Origin of the sequence: Neobacillus sp. SM06, assembly GCF_050496765.1 — a bacterium.
Lineage (GTDB): Bacteria > Bacillota > Bacilli > Bacillales > Cytobacillaceae > JAEVLT01.
The window spans coordinates 591644-612302 of the sequence record NZ_JBNWEO010000015.1 but is presented as its reverse complement, the minus strand read 5'-3'; the positions used below and the strand labels follow the sequence as shown (position 1 = coordinate 612302).

Below are 20659 nucleotides of genomic sequence, written 5' to 3'. Positions count from 1 at the left end.
TCAAACTAAAAATACTACATCCAAAGGATTGTGTCCAGAGATAGCTTCTCCAGAATTCACTTTTGTGTTTGTGAATTCTTTTGCTGCTTCTTTTTCAAATAACCTTGAAACATTTGAAGAAAAATAAAAAAGAAAAAGATCGATATCACGACATATTCCGGTGCTTCCATGACCGAAAAGGGATTTAGAGCTTGTAATAGATCATATTGAAATGGTTCTCCTGCGATAAAATCCATCAATAGAATGATAAATCCTAAGCAAAAACACAATAAAAGCATCACAAAAAAGAGCTTCAAGTGAACCACCTTCACTCATGTTAGAATCGGTATCTATAGTTTAAGGATGCTGACATTGTTCTATACGACAGAAAGGGATTTGGTTAACGGGAAAAAATCCCTTTAAAGTGGATAAAAACAGTTTAGCTGGATACGATAACCACTAATGAGAAAAATGCTGAATGAATTGACAGTTGAGGCAACATAACAAACTTCATTAAAGGAGGCAGGCAGGATGTCGCTTCTTTCTTCCATTTTAAAAAAGCGGTCCAAAATTCGGCAACAAGACAATTTGCGGCAACAAGCAGATCCGCAGTCGCCTGAACAACTGCCTATCCTAAAAAATTGTCAAGACAATTTGCAGCGAATTAAAGAAGAACTTGGCAACAGCACAGATATCGTTATTCGTGAGTTTCAGTTTCAGCATATAACAGGTGCGATCGTTTATATTGACGGTATATCTGACAGCAAAGTGATTAGCGAATTTATTATCGAAACATTGATGAAAAAAAGTACCGATTCTGAAGCAGGAAAAGATCCGTTTCAGCTCATGTTGGAAAAAGCAGTGTCTTTAGGTAGCATCAGTCAAATTCGCGATTGGGACAAACTATATGAATCACTGCTTTCAGGGGATACAATCATTTTTCTGAATGGCTATGAAGTTGCAATCGGCGGAAGCACACGTGGTGGTGAAAAACGCGCAATCACGGAACCGACAACGCAATTAACAATTCGTGGACCAAAGGATGCTTTCACGGAATCTTTTCGAACAAATACTTCTTTAATTCGCAGGCGGATCAAAAGTCCGAACCTTTGGCTTGAGACAATGAAAATTGGTACGGTTACGCAAACAGATGTCGGCCTGATGTATATTAAAGGGATTGCCAATGAAAAAATCATTACCGAAGCAAAAGAGCGGTTAAAACGAATTCAAATTGATTCAATTTTAGAGTCAGGCTATATTGAACAACTGATTGAAGACCAGACGTGGACAACGTTCCCGACTGTCTACCATACAGAACGGCCAGATGTTGTCTGTTCGCAGCTATTGGAAGGCAGGGTTGCGATCTTCATTGACGGGACTCCATTTGTTCTGACGGCACCCGCTGTTTTTATTGAGTTTTTTCAAGCAGCAGATGATTACTATTCACGATTTGATATCTCGACTGGAATCCGGTTGCTCCGGATTACCGCATTTTTCATTTCACTGATAGGACCGGCCATATATATTGCTGCCACCACTTTCCATCAGGAAATGATCCCAACAACGATGGCGATTGCGATTGCTGCCCAAAGGGAAAACGTTCCATTTCCTGCATTTGTGGAGGCATTGATTATGGAAATTACCTTTGAGATTTTGCGAGAGGCCGGATTGCGCCTGCCGCGGGCGGTTGGTCAAGCAGTTTCAATTGTCGGCGCCCTTGTAATTGGCCAGGCAGCCGTTCAAGCTGGATTTGTCTCACCCGTGATGGTCATTGTTGTTTCAATTACAGCTATTGCCAACTTTTCGACACCAACGTTTGCGATGGCGATTTCAACTCGTTTACTCCGCTTTATCATTATGGGAGTAGCAACGTTTCTAGGTTTTTACGGTGTATCGTTAGCGGTGATGGTGATGACGATCCATTTGTGTTCCTTAAGGTCTTTTGGTGTCCCGTATATGGCACCAATTGCTCCATTTAGCTGGAAAGGTCAGCAGGACGTGTTAATCCGTTTCCCGATTTGGGCCATGAAAGATCGGCCGCAACTGATTAGTAAAAATAATCTGGCAAGAACAGGGAAAAATCAGAAACCACAGCCGCCGCAAAAAAACGATGCGGCAAACTCGAAGCAGCAAGGTGATCAAAAATGAAGCGAAGGTTTATCTGTTTGTTGGCCATTGTTTTCATGATTCCGCTTCTTAGCGGCTGTTGGAACCAGAAAGAACTGACCGATCTGGCATTTGTAATGGGAGTTGGCGTCGATAAAGGAAAAAACGGTGAAAAGTTCACGAGCAGCTATCAAATCGTAATACCCGGGAACGTCTCAACAGGTCAAAATGGCGGTGGTCAAGGGCTTCCAGTTGTTGTTTTTCAATCATCCGGGAAAAATTTACTGGAAACAGCGAGAATCGCGACAAGAAAAATTCCACGCCGCTTATATTATGGACATACCAATCTATTAGTGATTGGTGAAGAACAAGCAAAAGCTGGAATTCTCGATATGTTAGATGTACTTGATCGTTATCCGGAATTCCGGACGACCACTAAGATGATCATTGCCAAAAATGCTACGGCAGAGGAAATGCTATCAACGTTAACGAATATTGACAAACTGCCGGTTGATAAAATTTCAAAAACATTAATAGTAACAGAAGAAATGCTCGGTGAAAATATGATTGTGACCATTGATGATTTTATAGCGAGTCTTGTAAGTGATGGCAAAGAGCCTATTGTCTCTGTTTTTACTTTAAGCGGTAACTTAAGTGAACGAAGTACAGATAAAAACCTAAGTTCAGCAATACCGCCTGTGATTATTCAGTCGGACGGATTGGCGGTTTTTAAAAAGGGTAAATTGGTCGGCTGGATCCGCAAACAACACGCAAGAGGCGTATTGCGAATCATGGATAAAGTGAAAAGCACAGCAATTAGTGTTGATTGGGATCAGAAAAAAGATGCGATCGGCGTTTCACCAACGAGAGCAAAGACAAAGGTTTCTGCAAAGGTGAAGAATGGGCAGCCGCATATTTATATAACCGTAAAAGAAGAAGGCGTTCTGGAAGAGGCAGATGTGCCGATCGATTTGAATAATCCAGAGATCATTGAAAAAATTGAAAATAAATTGTCCCAAAAAATCAAAAAAGAAGTGTTGGCGGCAATTGCTGACGCCAAACAACTAAAAAGCGATATTTTCGGATTTGGTGAAAAAATTCATCGTGCCAATCCAGTTTACTGGAAAAAAGCAAAACAGAATTGGGATGAACGATTTGTCGATCTTCCGGTTACGGTAGAAGTCCATGCATATATCCGCCGTGAAGGTGTCCGCAGCTTGCCATTTTGGTCTGATATGAAAAAATAATCGCTAACAAAGAGGAATGTGAAGAATGGAAAAGGCGAAGATTAATGCGACACAGCTATTTGTCTTAGTTGTTCTATTTGAAATGGGAAGTTCCATTTTAGTTGGAGTAGGAGCGAGTGCCAAGCAGGATGCCTGGATCACGATCCTCCTTGGCATGATTGGCGGAATCGCCCTTTTTCATATCTACTATTTTTTATATCGCTACTATCCCGATGTTCCACCAACAACCTACGTCCAAAAAATCACGGGAAAATGGGTTGGTCGCATTCTTGCTTTTTTTTATATTGTCTATTTTATTTATCTAGCTTCAAGGGTTTTGCGCGACTTTGGCGAGTTGTTAACAACCACGATTTACTCCAATACACCGCTGTTTATCGTTAATACCCTTATGATCTTGGCAATCATTTATGGGATTCGCAAAGGCTTTGAAGTGCTGGCAAGGGTGGGCGAGTTATATTTCGCCCTTGTCTATTTGTTGGCAATTACGGGAATCGTGCTTGTCATGGTGTCAGGATTATTTCATTTTGAAAACTTGCAGCCAATGCTGGAAAACGGCTGGCGTCCGATCTTGCAGGCGACCATAAGCCAAACGCTGCTCTTTCCGTTTGGCGAAATGGTTGTTTTTACAATGGTGCTCCCATTTGTTAATGAGCAAGAAAAAGTCAAAAAAGTGTGCATCGGTGGCATGATTCTAAGTGGGATCAACATCACGATTACGATTATCATCAACATTGCGGCTCTTGGGGTTGATTTGTATACACGATCGCCATTTCCGCTCTTAAGCACAGTTAGCAAAATTGAAGTAGGCGGCTTTATTGAACGCCTTGATGTTTTGTTTATGCTATACCTGGTTGTCGGCGGATTTTTTAAAATTACGATTTTTTATTATGCTGCGGTCGCAGCGACCGCGGATGTGTTTCAATTCCAAGATCAACGCAAACTGGTGTTTCCAATTGGGCTGATTATTTTGTTTACTTCGATGATGATTGCATCCAATTATGCCGAACACATCAAGGAAGGTTTGACCATTGTCCCGATTTTCTTGCATTGGCCATTTCAAATCATTTTTCCCACTATTCTTCTTGTGATTGCTTATTTTCGTAACCGCAAAAAAAAGGCGCAAACATCATGACATTTGCGCCTGCCATTTTTTAAGCCATTAATGTTTTCTTTTCTCCATTCGTTTGAACGGCAGAGGATTTTAGCGGCAGTTTGATTCGAACCGTTGTCCCTTTTCCTTTTTCACTTTCAAAATCAATTGTTCCATGATGGGATTGAACGATCTTGAAGCTAACCGTAAGTCCAAGGCCTGTCCCTTTTTCTTTTGATGAATAAAATGGCTCACCGATCCGCGATAATCGCTCTTTGGACATTCCTTCTCCTTCGTCCTGAATGATTACAGCCGTTTTTCCATGCCGCGCTTTTTCAAGAACGACTGAGACTGTTCCGCCGCTTAAAGAGGCATCGATTGCATTTTTAATTAAATTGATAAACAGCTGTTTAAGCTGATTCGGTTCGCAATCCAGCCACATTTCTTTAGATGGTGATTCAAACGTAAATTGGACGTTATGCAAATTGGCCTCTGTATGAAGCAATGACAAGACATCACTTACTATTTTATATAAATTTGCCTTTGTAAACTGAACGTGCTGCGGCTTTGCCAAAAGCAATAGTTCACCAACAATATGGTTAATTCTTGTCAATTCGTCCATCATAATCTGATAATACATTTGATGGGTTTGATCTTCGAGCTGCAAGATTTGCACGAATCCCTTTAAAGAAGTAAGCGGATTGCGGATTTCGTGAGCAACACTTGCGGATAATTCCCCGACAACTGAAAGCTTTTCCGCTCTTCGCAGCTGTTCCTCTGCCTGCCTTAAGGTAGTCACGTCCTTCCCATAACCGATAATTCCAGCAATTTTGCCATGAATCATCATTGGGAGGGCCGTGCATTGCAGTGTAATGTTCGAACCGTTTTTCCGTTTTACGGAAATCTCATACGTAACCGGCTCATGGCTAGTTAATACATAGGAGCAATGTGTGTACACTTCTTCCTTTAAACCCGCGGGCAGGAGATCAGGAAGACTTTTTCCAATCAGTCGTTCCTTGGAATAACCAGTCATTGTTTCAAACTGCGGATTTAAATTGGTAACAGTTAAGTCCAAATCAAGCATAAATACCATATCAGGGTTGTATTCAAACAGCGACTTGTACTGTTGTTGGCTTTCCACTAAAAGTTTTTCAACGTTTTTCTTCTCAGTAATGTCCCGCCCGATAATCACCAATCCGTTCCGGCTTCCATCTTCATGGAAAAGCGGTACTTTAATCGTATCAAATGTTTTCGTTTCGCCATTTGGTAGTGGAATGATTTCTTCAACACGGGTGATTTTTCTATTTTGCCAAGTTTCTTCATCGGAAACTTCGCAGTAACGGAGGGCATCAGCATAGAAGTCGGTGTATTTCGCTAACTCAGAATCCTTTTTACCGCGAAAATCAACGTTTTCTAACTGAAATAATTTGAGCCCAAACTCATTTGCTTCAATCCAGCGCCCCTCACCGTCTTTAAAATTGACAAAGTCCACCATTGAATGGATGAGGGTGGTAAGGCGGTTTTCAATTTCCTTCACCCGGCTGAGTTCTTCCGTTTTTTTAGTAAAATTATAAAACAGCCAGCCAGTCGCTAAAACATAGAGTACTTCTTTCGCTCTCTCAAGAAAGGAAATGAATAACGAGGGCTTTTGCATATGTAAAAGAGTGTTTGTCCCAAAAATCCAAATAAGACTTATGATAAAATAAATGAAAATCAACTTTTTCTTGTTCATACATTTCCCCTGCTTTTTTAGGTAGTTGGGTTAATAAGTTAAGCATATAAGATACCCACTCCTTATAGTACATGAAATGTTTGATTTTTGAAACGATGAATCTGGAAATTTCTTAGTTTATGGAAAAGTTCCCAACGCGCAAGAAAATTTTGCTGCTCAAAGATAGAAAATGAAAGGAAAGAGGAGAAGAGCTTTGACGTACATCCAAAAGGGGACAAAAGAGTTTCTCAAAGCGAGATTTGCTTTATTTATCGGCGGGTTTGTTAGCTTTTCGATTCTTTATACAACCCAGCCGCTTTTACCAGCATTGGCAAAGGAATTTCATGTGTCTGCATCGCTTGCAAGCTTGTCGCTTTCGCTTTCAACGGGTATGCTTGCAGTTGCCATGATGTTTGCCGCGGTCATCGCCGATTCGTTCGGAAAGAAAAAAATCATGGTGCTATCGATGATGTTAACTTCTTGTCTTGGATTCTTGACGGCATTCAGCCCGAACTTTATAACGCTACTTGCATTTCGGGCACTTCTTGGCATTTTTGTTGCCGGGGTTCCTTCAATTGCAATGGCTTATGTAGCCGAAGAATTTCATCCACGCTCCATTGGGGAGATTATGGGGTTATATGTAGGCGGAACGAGCATTGGCGGGATGGCTGGAAGAATGCTGACAGGTTTTTTGACTGATCTTTTTTCTTGGCGGACTGCTCTGGCTGTAACCGGGTTACTGGCGTTCCTGCTTAGCTGCCTATTTTATTACATTCTCCCATCACCACGGAAAACAGCGAAAAAAATGTTCAACTGGAAAACGGCTGTCCGCGGTTATCGGGCGCATTTGATTAATAAATCCTTAATGGCTTTGATTCTGCTCGCTTTCCTCCTGATGGGCAGCTTTGTGACACTCTATAATTACATCGGCTTTCAGCTTGTCGAACCGCCATATCGATTAAGCCAGACAGTGATTGGTTTTATCTTTGTTGTCTATCTTTTCGGCACCTTCAGCTCAGTTTATATGGGGCGAAAAGCAGATGCATACGGCAATCCGCTTGTGCTGAAAATTTCACTTGGAATCATGATTGCCGGTGGCTTGTTCTCATTGCTTCCTTCGCTAATCGGAAAAATCGCCGGGATTTCGGTCTTTACTTTTGGATTTTTTGCGAGCCATTCCATCGCAAGCGCTTGGGTAGGGGAACGCTCCGGCCGCTTCAAAGCCCAAGCGTCGTCGCTATACTTGCTGTTTTATTATTTAGGTTCGAGCTTCATCGGAGCATTTGGCGGCTATTTCTGGACGTCCTTCAAATGGCCGGGCGTTGTCTCTTTAATTACTATTTTATTGTTAATTGGCTTCCCGTTGCTTCTTTTTGCCCAAAAAGACGAACAGAGGCGACAGCATGGAACAGATTTGACAAAAGGTTGGTGACACAATATGGTAGGGATTGTTTTATTTGATGGTGAATGCAATCTATGCAGCGGGACAATGCAATTTATTATCAAACGAGATCCGAATGGCTATTTTCGATTTGGCTCGCTGCAAAGCAAAACAGGAATGATGCTTTTAAAAAAGTATCGTTTGCCTGAAAACCAAAACAGTGTGATTTTACTTGATGATGGGATGGCATTTGAGAAATCAGCTGCCGTTCTTAAAATCTGCTCACGATTAACAGGCCTTTGGAAACTGGTGGTGATTTTCCAGATCATTCCGAAACCGCTCCGCGATTTTGTATATGATGTGATTGCCACAAATCGCTACCGCTGGTTTGGCAAAAAAATCAGCTGTATGCTGCCATCTGCGGAAAACCGCAGTCGCTTTTTGGATCAACAGCCAAATCAGCCTTATGATCCGCAAGGAAAGCCAAAATAGTTGCCTAAAATGATGTTTTACGTTACATTTCCAATATGATATATCCGTTCAATCATGTAAGTTGAAATGGAGGAGTTGTGGTGGAAACGTTTTTCGAAGACCGAAATGCTTTAAAAGATTTTATTGGAAAATACCGAAAACAATTTGAAGAAAATTTGCTTAATGAAGCAGTGAATGTAAGGGATAAAATTGATGAAATTCTTATTATCGGAAATATTGATTTGTTAACGAATGCTTACAAGCTCGTTTTATTTGTGATCGAAGAGCAAGAAGAAGAATTAGATCAGTTTGCCAAACAAGAGGGCATTGCCTGGGCAACCCACTCGCTGACTTTGGCATTCAAATTGGAATGGGTACAAGCCATTCGAAGGACACTGTGGAAGTTTTTAGAAGAATACTTCCAAACAAAAGAGACGCCACTGGATTTGAAGAACTTTTTTATTTTAGAAAAAAGAATTAACGATCGAATAGATCAATTCTTAAATAAGTTTTTCCTGAGCTATTCGGATTTTAAAGATCAATTGCTTGAAGCCCAAAAAAGATTAGTAGAAAATCTATCGGTTCCGATTATTCCGGTTACCTCCACGGTCAGCATTTTGCCGCTAATTGGTTCGATCGATACGTACCGAACGAAGGTACTTGAAGAAAAAGTATTGCTTGAAATAAATCGAATATATATTCAAACCTTGATTATCGACTTTTCCGGCATCTCGGAAATGGAGGCCGATGTCATCGATCAACTTGTAAACATCATTGACGGGACTGCGATGATGGGCTGTAAAGCCGTTATCACCGTATAATGCTACATATAAACTAGACAATAAAAAAGGAGTTTCTTAGTTGTATGTCAACCACTCGAAGAAAGTTTAACCCAGAAGAAAAAGCGCAAATTGTACTGGAAATCCTAAAGGAAGAAAAGTCAGTTTCACAGCTCGCTTCTGAGCATGGGATCCATACCAATGTCCTCAACCGGTGGAAATCCGAGGTGGTACAAAACCTCTCACAGCTGTTTGTTGATGATCGTAAAGGTATCACCAAAATGAAAAAAGAATATGAACAACAAATCAATGAACTCTACGCCGAGGTTGGTAAGTTAACCACCCAATTGTCGTGGCTTAAAAAAAAATCTGGCCTCTAACTTTACTCGTGAAGAGCGTATTGATCTCATAGAATGGGATTGCTCCGAACACTCCATCCTCGTACAAGCGGATTTACTTAATCTAAACCGCACCAGTCTTTACTATAAGCCGGTCCCTCCCTCTCCGGAGGAAATTCGCCTCAAGCACCGGATTGATGAGCTATACACAAAGCATTCTTTTCTGGGCTATCGAAAGATAGCTGCCATTATGAATCGAGAAGGGGATCTTATTCACGAAAATACAGTAAGAAAGTACATGCGAGAGATGGGTATTATGGCTATCTATCCCGGTCCGAACCTTAGCAAACGGGATCTCCAGCACCGGATCTACCCCTACCTACTTCGAGGGCTAAACATTACTCAGCCCGACCAGGTTTGGAGTGTGGATATCACGTATATCCGGATGAAGCAAGGCTGGATGTACCTCTACGCCATCATGGATTGGTATTCTCGCTTCATTGTGGATTGGCAATTGGATCAAAGCCTTGAAATCGGGTTCGTATTAGAGACTATGAGAAGGGCGCTAGCCAAATGCAAACCCGCCATTATTAACAGTGATCAAGGGAGCCACTTTACCAGCCCACAGTACACAGATTTGCTAAAGGAGAACGAAATCCGCATCAGCATGGATGGCAAAGGCCGTGCAAAGGACAACATCGTTATAGAACGGTTCTGGCGTAGCCTGAAGTACAATGAGATTTATATCAACGACTATACTAGCCCGCGAGAAACGAGGCAAGGTGTGGAACGCTATATCCATCTACACAACCACTACTTACCACACCAGTCATTGGATAACCATACACCAGCTGCTGTGTATAACCGGGATGTTGTACTGTTATCCACATGTGAATAACAGTAGCGGTGTTCGTCAAGAAAGTTGTCTTATATTTATATCTAAACTTAAAAAATCCTACCGCGCTTCGCTTGCTGCCCTCTTCATAAAAGATTCGTTCTAACGAACCAATCTTTTATGAAGAGGATGAAATTTTACCAACATTTCAGCGCTTTGGGGTGATCTTGGGTGTAGGAGGAAACCATTTCTCCCACGCCTTCGCTTATACTATGTCCTCCACCTGTGGACAATATCTAATTGGCGCTATTCCCCTCAATTTCCATACAGGAAGAGGAGATCAAGACCCTTGTATTATAGAAATATCTAAGTAATTTAATCTTGTATACACCTTAATTTTTCAAAAAAACTGTCTTGACTTCTTGTAGCACCATACCGGCTTGCGTCCGGAAATCGTGCGAAAAATGATTCATTTGGGGCTTACGTTCAAAAACAAGGCAGAAATGAAAGGAACTTTGCAACTGGCACTTAAGGATTATTTAACTTCGGTAAACTAGCATTTAAAAACGAGCAAAAATCTTTTGCTCGTTTTTAATAATCCAGAAGTTGTTCGCTTAATTTAGTTCACGCCGCTTGTTCTGCTCGATTCGTTTTCCGAGAATGATTAAGTCTCGCTCGATTCCATCCAATTCCGCAATATTTGGCAGATGCGCCCATTTCTCAAACCCAAAGGAATCAAATAATTTCAAACTTCGCTTATTGTGGCCAAAAATGAACGCAAGCAATGTTTTGATGTTCAAATTTGGACACTCGCCAATCGCGTACTCCATTAGAAACTTCCCCAATTTTCTACCGCGATAATCTGAATGGATATAAATGCTGATCTCCACTGTCCCGTTATAGGCTGGCCGCCCATAAAACGATTGAAAGCTGACCCAGCCGGCAATTTGCCCATCCTTTTCGATCACCCACAAAGGCCGTGCTTCAGGAGAATGATCAAAAAACCACTTTTTCCTGCTTTCCACCGTTACAGGTTCTGTATCTGCCGTAACCATCCGGCTTGCGATTGTAGAGTTATAGATTTCAACAATCGCAGGTAAATCATTTATCGTTGCATCTCGAACCGTATACTCTGTTTGCATGTCAATTCAGCCCCTGTAATTCATCCTATTTATCTATCATGTTAGCTTTTCTCACATTTAATTGCAATTAATTTTTAAAAAGGCTAAAAATTTTTTTAAAAATACTTGTTTTATCTGAAAAATCAGAATAGAATAATGGTACATACCAACCGGTAGGTATGTTCATCTGGAATTTAGCATATAGTTTGTAGCAGGATTGTCACATTTTTAAAGTATACGATAGGAGTGAAGGATATGCATTTACGTTTGACAGATGAACAACGAATGGTGCAAAAAACCATTCGCAGATTTGTAGAAAAAGAGTTAATGCCGTTGGAAAACGAAGTTCTCCGCAACGAACGGGAAGGGCGCCCGAGCTTGGAGCCGGGAAAATTAAAGGAACTCCAATTAAAGGCTAAAGAAGCTGGTTTCTGGGGAATTAACACCCCTGAAGAGTACGGTGGAGCCAACCTTGGACAGATGATGATGGCGCTTGTTTTAATGGAGGTTTCCAAAACGTTTGTTCCGTTCCAATTCGGCGGTTCAGCTGACAACATCCTTTATTACGGAAACGAGGAGCAAAAGAAAAAATACTTAATCCCAACGATTAACGGTGAGAAGAAATCGTGTTTTGCGATGACCGAGCCTGGAGCCGGGTCCGATACACAGAACATCAAAATGACTGCAGTAAAAGATGGAAGTGAATGGGTGCTAAATGGTGAAAAAACGTTTATTACTGGGGGAAATGAAGCCGACTTTGTGATGGCGATTGCGATCACGGATAAAGAACGGCATAAAACGAGCAGAGGGCGTGAAGGCGTCACTTGTTTCATCGTTGACCGGGAAATGGGCTGGAAATCCGAGTATATACATACGATGGGGGAATGGGGTCCAGCCGGTCTTGTGTTTGAAAATGTTCGTGTCCCTGAAGAAAATATTCTTGGTGAACTTCATAAAGGCTACAATCTTGGTCTTGAGTGGATCGGTTTTGCAAGATGGATTGTTGGTGCCCGTGCAGTTGGTGCTGCAGAACGTTTGCTGCAAATGGCAATTGATTATGCGAAAGAGCGGGTAACTTTTGGCAAGCCAATCGCTGAACGGCAGGCCATTCAATGGCAAATTGCCGATTCAGCTGTCGAGATTGAGGCTGCAAGGTGGCTTGTGCTAAATGCCGCTTTCACCCTTGATCAGGGAGAAGACAACCGCCATTTTGCATCAATGGCAAAGCTTTATGGAGCGAATATGGGCAACCGTGTTGTCGACAGGGTTCTGCAAATCCATGGCGGTATGGGCTATACGAGAGAACTGCCGATTGAGCGATGGTATCGCGAGGCAAGGCTATGGAGAATTTACGATGGCACTGATGAAATCCAACGCATGATCATTGCCCGAAACTTAATCAAAGGTCATGTGAAAATTGGGCAAGGTTTATAAGAAAAGGGCAGATTGTCGGAGCTAGACAGTTAACAAAGTTAAGAAATAAATTTTGATTAGCTAGCAATAATTTTGAAAGCGTTATCTAAAAACTTTAGGAGGAATGAAGAATGGCTGGAAGATTTGCTGGTAGGGTTGCGTTTGTAACGGGCGGAAGCCGCGGAATTGGCAAGGGGATTGTTGAGGAGTTCGCTAAGGGTGGTGCGAAGGTTGCATTTATCGATCTGAATGAGGAAGCCTTAAGTGAAACGACAAGTGAGTTAAAAGAGAAAGGATATGAAGTCTATTCAAAGGTTGCCAATGTCGTCAATGCCGAGGAAGTCGAAACTGCTGTTAAAGAAGTTGTCGATGCTTTTGGCTCTGTCGATATTTTAGTCAATAACGCAGGTGTGATTCGCGATAATCTTCTTTTTAAAATGACGGACTCCGATTGGCAAACAGTTATGGACGTCCATTTAAAAGGCTCCTTTAATGCAACACGCGCGGTTCAAAAATACATGGTTGAGCGAAAATATGGGCGGATTATCAACATTTCTTCCACTTCTGCATTGGGGAATCGAGGGCAGGCAAATTATGCAACAGCTAAAGCTGGCTTGCAGGGCTTTACCAAAACGCTTGCGATCGAACTTGGAAAATACGGAATAACGGCAAACGCGGTTGCTCCGGGTTTCATTGAAACCGATATGACAAAAGCAACAGCTGCGAGAATCGGAATCTCTTTTGACGAATTGATTCATGCAAGTATAGCGAAGATCCCTGTGGGAAGAAGCGGAAAACCAGAAGACATCGCCAATGCTGTAGCCTTTTTTGCCGATGAAAAATCGTCATTCGTAAATGGGCAAGTTATCTACGTTGCCGGCGGGCCAAAAAATTAACAGGAGGGATTTTCCAGTGTTTAAAGATCAAATTGGCAAACAATCGGAGAAGGTGAAAAACATCGTCGAACGCGGTGCGGTTAAAAAATTTGCTGAAGCAATCGGCGACCTGCATCCGATTTATTTTGATGAAGAAACCGGAAAAAAATCTCGTTTTGGGAAAAATATCGCACCGCCGACCTTCCCGCGCGTTTTTGATTATGGAGTGATCGAAGGACTGAACCTGCCAAAAAAAGGGCTTATCCATGGGGAGCAAACCTATCATTATGAACGCCCGCTCGTTGTCGGGGAGGAAATTCGCTGCTTCTCGGTAGTAAAAGACTATTTTGAGAAAAAAGGAAACTTTGGTGAAATGGGTTTTCTTGTCATTGAAGCAATTGGCGAAGATCTGGAAGGGAACACCATTTTCACGTCGAAACAAACGGTCATAATTAGTGAAGCGGTAAGGAAGGTGGCAACTCGATGAGCAGGCTCAAAAACTTGGAAATTGGTGAATCCTTAGAAGATATCAGGCTTGAGCCTGTTTCAAGGATTGATTTAATCAAGTATGCAGGTGCCTCAGGCGACTACAATCCCATCCATACAATTGACGAGGAAGCAAAAAACGCCGGTCTTCCCGGAATTATTGCACATGGAATGTGGACGATGGGCAACTTAGCAAAATTATTTACCCCTTTTTATGAGGAAGGATTCATACAGGATTATTCAATTCGCTTTAAAGGAATGGTGTTTTTGGATGATGTCATTACGTTAAAAGCGGCTTTGCAGGAAAAAAACGAATTAGGCCTGAAATTTACAGTAAAAGCAGAAAACCAGCATGGAAAAGAAGCAATCAAAGGCGAGGTCTTCTATAAACTGTATTCTGTTTAAGCAACGTATTTTTGCAAAGGAAAGGATTTGACATATGACGGTCAAAATGGAACTTAGTTATAAGCCGCCAGTGTTTGCGACGATTGAAGAAGAACGACTGTACTTGAAACAAAAGCTCGCAGCCTCCTTCCGGTTGTTTTCAAAATTTGGTTTTGACGAAGGGGTTGCCGGACACATCACGGCTCGTGACCCTGAGAAAAAAGATCACTTCTGGGTAAATCCGTTTGGCATGCATTTTAGCCAAATTAAAGCATCCGATCTTATTCTTTGCAATCATACCGGCGATGTTGTGGAAGGGAAACATCGAGTTGTGAATCGTGCCGCATTTGCGATCCATTCCCAGGTTCACGCTGCTCGTCCAGATGTGATTGCCGCCGCTCATTCGCATTCGGTCTATGGGAAATCATGGTCGACACTTGGACGGCTGCTCGATCCGATTACCCAAGATGCATGCGCATTGTACAATGATCATTCGATCTTTGATGATTACACAGGGGTTGTTTTGGATACAGAGGAAGGAAAGCGAATTGGCAAAGCACTCGGGAAGAAAAAAGCTTGTATTTTGCGAAATCATGGTTTGTTGACCGTTGGAAAATCAGTCGATGAAGCTGTATGGTGGTTTATTACGATGGATCGCTCCTGTCAAGCCCAATTACTTGCCGAAGCGGCGGGAACACCCATTTTGATCGACGATGACTATGCTAAAATCACCTATGGTCAAGTGGGCACGAGCGAAGCCGGCTGGTTCCAGTTCCAACCTCTTTGGCAAAGAATTGTAAAAGAACAGCCAGACCTGCTCGAGTAAAACAATTGGGTGAAAAGTGAATTCCTTTTTCTCTTTTCACCCATATTGCGTTACATAGTCTTACTGTAAAGGGTGGATCTTAATTGAAAATTGGCGTAGCTGGAACCGGTGCAGTTGGCGGATATTTTGGCGGACAATTACAAAGAGCTGGCCACAAAGTGCTTTTTTTGGCAAGGAATAGAACGCTTGAAAAATTGAAGGAAAACGGGCTAACGGTAAATGGCGACGCGGCAAGTTTCCATATTGATGGTGATTTCACTGGAAGATATGAAGATTTTTCCGATGTCGATCTTCTTCTGTTTTGTGTAAAAGCAAATGCCACAAAAGAAGTTGCCGAACAATTTATTCCATTCCTAAAAAAAGATTGTTTGATTCTAACGTTACAAAATGGTGTGGATAATGAGGAGATTCTTGCTGAACTATTTGGCCAACAGCGAGTATTTGCAGCTGCAACGTACATTCAAGCTGAAGTAACGGAGCCTGGAGTCATAAGACAAATTGGTTTACATCCTCGATTGGTGATCGGTGCACTGGAAAATAAGACATCTGAAAATGCCAAGAAACTAGCAAACCTTTTCAATGATGCCGGCATCCAGACTATTTTTTCAAACAATGTGTTAGAAACAAAATGGAAAAAACTATTTTGGAATATTACATTCAATCCGCTGACAGCGTTAACAGAAACAAAGGTAGGCGCAATTTACGAGTCAGAGGAACTGTATACGATAGCAGTGAAAACTTGCAAAGAAGCAATTGTTGTCGCCAGGAAAATCGGCATTCCGATTGAAGAAAATTTTTATGAAAAAATTATTGAGCAGGGGAAATTGGCTGTAAACCATCAAACGTCAATGCTGCAGGATAAATTGAAGGGGAAGCCGCTCGAATTGGAATCAATTTGCGGCTATGTGATCAGGAAAGGAAAGGAACTGGGCGTCGCAACACCAGTACTAGAGACAGTTTACAATCTATTAAGTTATCAGTCAAAAATCGAGAGGAAAACTTAGAAGATTCCGGGAGAAAGGGAAAAGCAGAGAAATTGATGCACCTGGAATCGTTGTCTTAAATCCGGATAAATCGCAAAAACACGCGGATAAAAGGGAAAAGTCTACGGATAAATGATCAAATTTCACGGATAAAAGGATCGATCTCGCGGATAAATTTCAAAATTCCGCGGATAAAATTAAATCCACCGATAAAACGCATAATTACGCGGTTAAACCGGGTTTGCGCAAAACCAAATTTGTTTAAGCGAGGTGAAACAGCAAGTGCAAAGCGGAGAAATTCCTGAAATAAATCTATATGCCTTACTCGATCGAACAACTTTGAAATTTCCGACACAGACGGCGATCATTTACAAAAATCAACTAATCAGCTACCAAGTATTAAAAGAAAAAGTCGACCGGCTCGCATGTGCCCTACTTCAAGTTGGATGCAGGAAAGGCGAACGGATTGGTTTGATGATCTCTAATCATCCATCCTATGTGACCGCCTATTATGCCGCATTAAAGCTTGGATTGATCATCGTCCAGGTCAATCCAATGTATACACCAAGAGAATTGCTTGAAATTTTTCAGGATGCCGGTGTCGAGCACCTTGTGGTCGAACCGGAAAATTATGCAAAAATCGCGGAACTGCCATCATTCATTTTTAAAAATGTTTTTCTGAGCGAAGCGTCGGACACGATCGGAAATTGCCTATCCATTGACGAACTGATCGAAGCTGCCAGCAAACCGCTTGAGTCCACTTGCCCGGTTTCGGCAAAAACAGATGTTGCGGTGATTCAATATACCGGCGGAACAACCGGGAAAAAGAAAGGCGCCATGCTGACGCATTATAATTTAGTGGCAAATGTTATGCAAAGCAAAGCCCTTTACGGAGAAAAAATGTTGTTTGGCAAAGAAACCGTGTTAACAGCTACGCCCCTTTATCATGTGTATGGGATGACCGCCGGCATGAATCTTGGAATTTACATCGGTGCGTCAAATATTTTAATGAAAAAATTTCAAGTTGACGAGGCACTTGCGAACATCGCAAAACATCGGCCGACTTTCTTTCCAGGTGTACCAAAAATGTACAACGCATTCGTCAACCATCCCGAAATTGAACAATACGAATTAAATTGTTTCAAATTTTGCTCAAGCGGCTCGGCACCGCTTCCTGTAGAAGTGTTAAAAAAATTCGAAAGGCTCACAGGCGCATCAATCGGCGAAGGGTACGGCCTATCGGAAACATCGCCGTCCACGCATCGAAATCCGCCGGATGGGCTGCGAAAAGTTGGCAGCATCGGCATCCCGCTGCCTGGAACCGAATGCCGGATAGTAAATGAAAACGGTGAAGATCTTCCCATTAAAACCGTTGGTGAATTGTTAATCAGAGGACCACAAGTGATGCTTGGCTATTGGAATAAGCCAGAAGAAACGAGGGAGGCATTAAGAGACGGCTGGCTCTACACGGGGGATTTGGCAACGGTGGATGAAGATGGTTATTTTTACATTGTCGGCCGGAAAAAAGAAATGATCCTAATCGGCGGTTTTAATGTATACCCGCAGGAAATCGAAGGAGTTTTATATGAGCACCCGGATATACAGGAAGCAGCGGTCGTCGGGGTGCCGGATCCGGAATTTGGCGAAATGGTGAAAGCATTTGTCGTACCAAAGCAAGGGAGAAACATTGACTTAAACGAACTGAAGGAATTTTGTTATCAGCAATTAACCCGCTACAAAGTTCCGAAAGTATATGAAATTAGAGATTCATTGCCGCGAAATACGGTTGGTAAACTATTAAAACGAATGCTGGTAGAAAAATAGGAGGTGTACATGATGAATTTTGAATTTGAGGAAGACATAGTATTTTTAAAAAGAAATGTCCGCGATTTTATTCAAACAGAAGTTGAAGCTGTTGCCATGCAAATTGAAGAGGAAAACCAGATCCCTGAGCGCATTCTCGCTTTATCAAAAGAAATGGGTTTATTTGGTTTAAGCATTCCAGAAGAATATGGCGGTCTTGGGATTGGCATGGTTGGGAAATGCGCTCTTTTTGAGGAAATCGGTCAAACGCACAATGGCTATACGACGCTGATCGGATCCCATACAGGGATTGGCACTGTTGGCATTGTTGAAATGGGGAATGAAGAACAGAAGCGAAAGTATTTGCCGGAGATGGCGAGCGGGGAAAAGCTGGGTGCCTTTGCTTTGACAGAGCCGGATGCTGGGTCAAATGCGGCCAACCTAAAAACAACGGCAGTCAAAAAAGGGGATAAATATATTTTAAATGGTTTAAAGCATTATATTACAAATGCCACCGAAGCCAGCGTTTTTACGGTCATGGCTGCAACCGATCCAGATAAGGGGGCAAAAGGGATCACATCGTTCATTGTTGAAAAAGATTTTCCTGGATTCAAGGTTGGCGCTGTCGAACGGAAAATGGGATTAAGAGGATCGCATTCGGCTGAATTAATTTTTGAAGATTGCGAGGTTCCAGCGGAAAATGTTCTCGGCGCAGAAGGGCAAGGGTATGTAAATGCGTTAAAAATTTTAGCTAATGGACGTGCGGGCCTTGCAGCAAGGAACCTTGGCTCATGTCAAAAATTGTTGGAGATGTCGACTCGATATGCAAAAGAGCGTATCCAGTTTGGCAAGCCGATTATTAAAAATCAAGCAATCAGCCACATGCTTGCAGAGATGGCAGTTGAGATTGAAACATTACGGTCGTTTACGTATCGCGTTGCCTGGATGGTCGATCAGGGCATGAAGGTTATCAAGGAAGCCGCAATGTTAAAATTGTATGGTTCCGAGGTTTATAACCGCGTGGCTGACAAAGCGGTTCAAATCCATGGTGGACTAGGTTATATTGCTGATTATCCGATTGAAAGGTTCTATCGGGATGCGCGAATTACAAGAATATACGAAGGAACGTCCGAGATTCAGAAAAATATTATTGCTGCCCAACTGGAAAAAGAATATAGCTAAATTGCTTTGAGAGGAGCATCTATATGAAGGAGATTGTGATTGTCAGTGCGGTTCGTACGCCGGTTGGAAGATATGGCGGCTCATTAAAATCACTGAATTCCGGACAATTAGCCGCAATCGCTATCAAAGAAGCGATCAAGCGGGCCGGGATTGAGGCAAATCAAGTGGATGAAGTCATTTTAGGTGAGGTCAGACAATCAACAGAATCATCCAATGTGGCAAGGGTAGCGGCACTAAGAGTCGGTGTACCGGAAACAACACCTGCTTTTACAATAAACCGCTTGTGCGCTTCAGGGCTCCAGGCCGTAGCCTCTGCGGCTCAGCAAATTGCTTGTGGCCAGGCAGAGATCGTCATTGCTGGCGGAACAGAAAGCATGAGCAATGCACCTATTTATCTTAGAAACTCCCGGTTTGGCGGTGACAATGCCAGACTCATTGATTCAAATACTGAAGCAGGGCAGCAGCCAAACGAAATATATGGAAATCAGCTTGGAATGGGGATAACCGCAGAAAATGTCGCGGAACGATTCAAGGTTTCGCGCAAAGACCAGGATGCTTTTGCCCTTGAAAGTCAGCGACGGGCGGCTGCCGCCATTGAAGCTGGGAAATTTGCTGGCGAAATTGTTCCGGTTGAAGTGACAGAGCGCAAGCGTCAATTTCTTTTTGCAACAGACGAACATCCCAGACCCGAAACAACAATGGAAGCGCTCGAGAAACTAAAACCAGCTTTCAAACCCAATGGTACCGTAACTGCGGGAAATGCATGCGGCAGGAATGATGGTGCGGCAGCACTCGTATTAACCTCCAGTGAGAAAGCGGCTGAACTTGGGCTGCATCCAATTGCCAAAATTGTCGATTGGGCGGCTGTAGGTGTTTCCCCTGAAGTGATGGGAATTGGTCCCGTCCCTGCTGTAAAAAAACTATTGGCACGCACAGGTTATAGCTTGGATGACATCGGCTTAATTGAACTGAATGAAGCTTTTGCCTCACAAGCGCTTGCTGTTATTCGCGAGCTGGGGTTAGATTCGGAAAAAGTGAATGTAAACGGGGGAGCGATTGCACTTGGCCATCCGCTTGGGGCAACGGGGGCAAAAATTCTTACAACGTTAATTCATGAAATGGTTCGCCGTCAGGAAAAACGGGGTATTGCCACTCTTTGTATCGGCGGCGGTCAAGGAATGGCGCTGATGGTTGAGCTTGTCTAATGGAAAGGGGGTAAATCATTGAAACTTAATTCAACATTTTTTGAAAAACTTGGTTTTGTAAGCGAGGAGTCTGCGGAACTGGGATTTCGTTTAAAACTACCCTTACAGAAGCATTTGTTACAGGAAGATGGTATTGTTCACTCTGGCGCCCTTTCAACAATGTTGGACACAGTCATGGGTGCACAAGTTTCGAAACAATTTCAAGCATTCGCAACAACGATTCAATTAAATTTAACCTTCTTCGATCTAAGCGCAAAAGAAAACTATTTTGCCAAAACAATCATTCTCGATCACCAGGAAAATTATGTTACTGCTGAAGGCGTGGTAATTGACGACAGCGATACGCTAATTGCTAAAGCAATTGGTACGTTTAAAATCAAGCCGATGGATATACTCTCACTGGATTCTCTAGGATTAAAACGTTGATCAAGAGAGGAGGCGAAA

At 42.4% G+C, this 20659-nt stretch carries 19 protein-coding genes; 17 read left to right on the top strand and 2 right to left on the bottom strand.

Annotated elements, in window-relative coordinates:
• The first annotated feature begins 510 nt into the window (after window positions 1-510).
• The 3 genes from ACQYAD_RS12575 to ACQYAD_RS12565 are packed head-to-tail and all read left to right on the top strand — an operon-like array spanning window position 511 to window position 4464.
• The gene (locus ACQYAD_RS12575) at window positions 511-2127 is read left to right on the top strand and encodes a spore germination protein (RefSeq protein ID WP_430238623.1); all 1617 of its coding nucleotides are present in this window, start codon (window positions 511-513) and stop codon (window positions 2125-2127) included.
• Complete coding sequence (locus tag ACQYAD_RS12570) at window positions 2124-3332, top strand: Ger(x)C family spore germination protein (protein WP_430238621.1); 1209 nt, start codon at window positions 2124-2126, stop codon at window positions 3330-3332. The genes ACQYAD_RS12575 and ACQYAD_RS12570 overlap by 4 nt, the downstream gene beginning before the upstream one ends.
• Before the next feature lie 25 nt (window positions 3333-3357).
• Entirely contained in the window at window positions 3358-4464 is a 1107-nt protein-coding gene (locus tag ACQYAD_RS12565) for a GerAB/ArcD/ProY family transporter (protein WP_430238619.1), read from the top strand.
• A gap of 19 nt (window positions 4465-4483) precedes the next feature.
• Here ACQYAD_RS12565 and ACQYAD_RS12560 read toward each other — a convergent pair whose 3' ends face one another.
• Entirely contained in the window at window positions 4484-6154 is a 1671-nt protein-coding gene (locus tag ACQYAD_RS12560; RefSeq protein WP_430238617.1) for a PAS domain S-box protein, read from the bottom strand.
• Between the two features lie 193 nt (window positions 6155-6347).
• Between ACQYAD_RS12560 and ACQYAD_RS12555 the strand changes: the two genes are divergently transcribed.
• The 4 genes from ACQYAD_RS12555 (at window position 6348) to ACQYAD_RS12540 (ending at window position 10000) form a co-directional block, all read left to right on the top strand.
• On the top strand, window positions 6348-7565 hold the full coding sequence (locus ACQYAD_RS12555) for an MFS transporter (protein WP_430238615.1): 1218 nt from the start codon (window positions 6348-6350) through the stop codon (window positions 7563-7565).
• Between the two features lie 6 nt (window positions 7566-7571).
• Window positions 7572-8006 (top strand): thiol-disulfide oxidoreductase DCC family protein, encoded by a 435-nt coding sequence (locus tag ACQYAD_RS12550; protein ID WP_430238613.1) that lies wholly within the window; start codon window positions 7572-7574, stop codon window positions 8004-8006.
• Window positions 8007-8086: 80 nt separating this feature from the next.
• A complete protein-coding gene (locus tag ACQYAD_RS12545) occupies window positions 8087-8806 on the top strand; it encodes an STAS domain-containing protein (protein WP_430238611.1) in 720 nt (239 codons plus the stop codon).
• 44 nt (window positions 8807-8850) lie between these two features.
• Window positions 8851-10000, top strand: a protein-coding gene (locus ACQYAD_RS12540) for an IS3 family transposase (protein ID WP_430238609.1) whose coding sequence is annotated in 2 segments (ribosomal slippage) — window positions 8851-9125 and window positions 9124-10000 — 1152 coding nt in all. Because the reading frame shifts where the segments join, the coding sequence is not laid out codon by codon here.
• A 551-nt stretch (window positions 10001-10551) separates the two neighbouring features.
• Here ACQYAD_RS12540 and ACQYAD_RS12535 read toward each other — a convergent pair.
• Complete coding sequence (locus ACQYAD_RS12535) at window positions 10552-11079, bottom strand: N-acetyltransferase family protein (RefSeq protein ID WP_430238607.1); 528 nt, start codon at window positions 11077-11079, stop codon at window positions 10552-10554.
• Window positions 11080-11313: 234 nt separating this feature from the next.
• On the opposite strand from ACQYAD_RS12535, the gene ACQYAD_RS12530 reads away from it, so the two are divergent.
• From ACQYAD_RS12530 to ACQYAD_RS12485, 10 genes are all read left to right on the top strand, one after another.
• The gene (locus tag ACQYAD_RS12530) at window positions 11314-12492 is read left to right on the top strand and encodes an acyl-CoA dehydrogenase family protein (protein ID WP_430238605.1); all 1179 of its coding nucleotides are present in this window, start codon (window positions 11314-11316) and stop codon (window positions 12490-12492) included.
• Between the two features lie 110 nt (window positions 12493-12602).
• Window positions 12603-13367: a 3-oxoacyl-ACP reductase FabG gene (fabG, locus tag ACQYAD_RS12525; protein WP_430238603.1), complete on the top strand. Its 765-nt coding sequence runs from the start codon at window positions 12603-12605 to the stop codon at window positions 13365-13367.
• Window positions 13368-13383: 16 nt separating this feature from the next.
• The gene (locus ACQYAD_RS12520) at window positions 13384-13833 is read left to right on the top strand and encodes a MaoC family dehydratase N-terminal domain-containing protein (RefSeq protein WP_430238601.1); all 450 of its coding nucleotides are present in this window, start codon (window positions 13384-13386) and stop codon (window positions 13831-13833) included.
• Complete coding sequence (locus ACQYAD_RS12515) at window positions 13830-14237, top strand: MaoC/PaaZ C-terminal domain-containing protein (protein ID WP_430238599.1); 408 nt, start codon at window positions 13830-13832, stop codon at window positions 14235-14237. The genes ACQYAD_RS12520 and ACQYAD_RS12515 overlap by 4 nt, the downstream gene beginning before the upstream one ends.
• 34 nt (window positions 14238-14271) lie before the next feature.
• A complete protein-coding gene (locus ACQYAD_RS12510) occupies window positions 14272-15042 on the top strand; it encodes a class II aldolase/adducin family protein (RefSeq protein WP_430238597.1) in 771 nt (256 codons plus the stop codon).
• Window positions 15043-15125: 83 nt separating this feature from the next.
• Entirely contained in the window at window positions 15126-16046 is a 921-nt protein-coding gene (locus ACQYAD_RS12505) for a ketopantoate reductase family protein (RefSeq protein WP_430238596.1), read from the top strand.
• A gap of 261 nt (window positions 16047-16307) precedes the next feature.
• Entirely contained in the window at window positions 16308-17849 is a 1542-nt protein-coding gene (locus tag ACQYAD_RS12500; RefSeq protein WP_430238594.1) for a long-chain-fatty-acid--CoA ligase, read from the top strand.
• 12 nt (window positions 17850-17861) lie between these two features.
• Window positions 17862-19010, top strand: a complete 1149-nt coding sequence (locus ACQYAD_RS12495) for an acyl-CoA dehydrogenase family protein (RefSeq protein ID WP_430238593.1) — start codon at window positions 17862-17864, stop codon at window positions 19008-19010.
• 23 nt (window positions 19011-19033) lie between these two features.
• On the top strand, window positions 19034-20215 hold the full coding sequence (locus ACQYAD_RS12490; protein ID WP_430238592.1) for a thiolase family protein: 1182 nt from the start codon (window positions 19034-19036) through the stop codon (window positions 20213-20215).
• 18 nt (window positions 20216-20233) lie between these two features.
• Window positions 20234-20641 (top strand): PaaI family thioesterase, encoded by a 408-nt coding sequence (locus ACQYAD_RS12485; RefSeq protein ID WP_430238591.1) that lies wholly within the window; start codon window positions 20234-20236, stop codon window positions 20639-20641.
• Window positions 20642-20659: the final 18 nt, after the last annotated feature.

Excerpts from the sequence above, each read along its gene's own strand:
- ACQYAD_RS12575 (WP_430238623.1), top strand. The coding sequence starts at position 511 with ATGTCGCTTCTTTCTTCCATTTTAAAAAAGCGGTCCAAAATTCGGCAA.
- ACQYAD_RS12570 (WP_430238621.1), top strand. The coding sequence starts at position 2,124 with ATGAAGCGAAGGTTTATCTGTTTGTTGGCCATTGTTTTCATGATTCCG.
- ACQYAD_RS12565 (WP_430238619.1), top strand. The coding sequence starts at position 3,358 with ATGGAAAAGGCGAAGATTAATGCGACACAGCTATTTGTCTTAGTTGTT.
- ACQYAD_RS12560 (WP_430238617.1), bottom strand. The coding sequence starts at position 6,154 with ATGAACAAGAAAAAGTTGATTTTCATTTATTTTATCATAAGTCTTATT.
- ACQYAD_RS12550 (WP_430238613.1), top strand. The coding sequence starts at position 7,572 with ATGGTAGGGATTGTTTTATTTGATGGTGAATGCAATCTATGCAGCGGG.
- ACQYAD_RS12535 (WP_430238607.1), bottom strand. The coding sequence starts at position 11,079 with ATGCAAACAGAGTATACGGTTCGAGATGCAACGATAAATGATTTACCT.
- ACQYAD_RS12530 (WP_430238605.1), top strand. The coding sequence starts at position 11,314 with ATGCATTTACGTTTGACAGATGAACAACGAATGGTGCAAAAAACCATT.
- fabG (WP_430238603.1), top strand. The coding sequence starts at position 12,603 with ATGGCTGGAAGATTTGCTGGTAGGGTTGCGTTTGTAACGGGCGGAAGC.
- ACQYAD_RS12515 (WP_430238599.1), top strand. The coding sequence starts at position 13,830 with ATGAGCAGGCTCAAAAACTTGGAAATTGGTGAATCCTTAGAAGATATC.
- ACQYAD_RS12510 (WP_430238597.1), top strand. The coding sequence starts at position 14,272 with ATGACGGTCAAAATGGAACTTAGTTATAAGCCGCCAGTGTTTGCGACG.
- ACQYAD_RS12495 (WP_430238593.1), top strand. The coding sequence starts at position 17,862 with ATGAATTTTGAATTTGAGGAAGACATAGTATTTTTAAAAAGAAATGTC.
- ACQYAD_RS12490 (WP_430238592.1), top strand. The coding sequence starts at position 19,034 with ATGAAGGAGATTGTGATTGTCAGTGCGGTTCGTACGCCGGTTGGAAGA.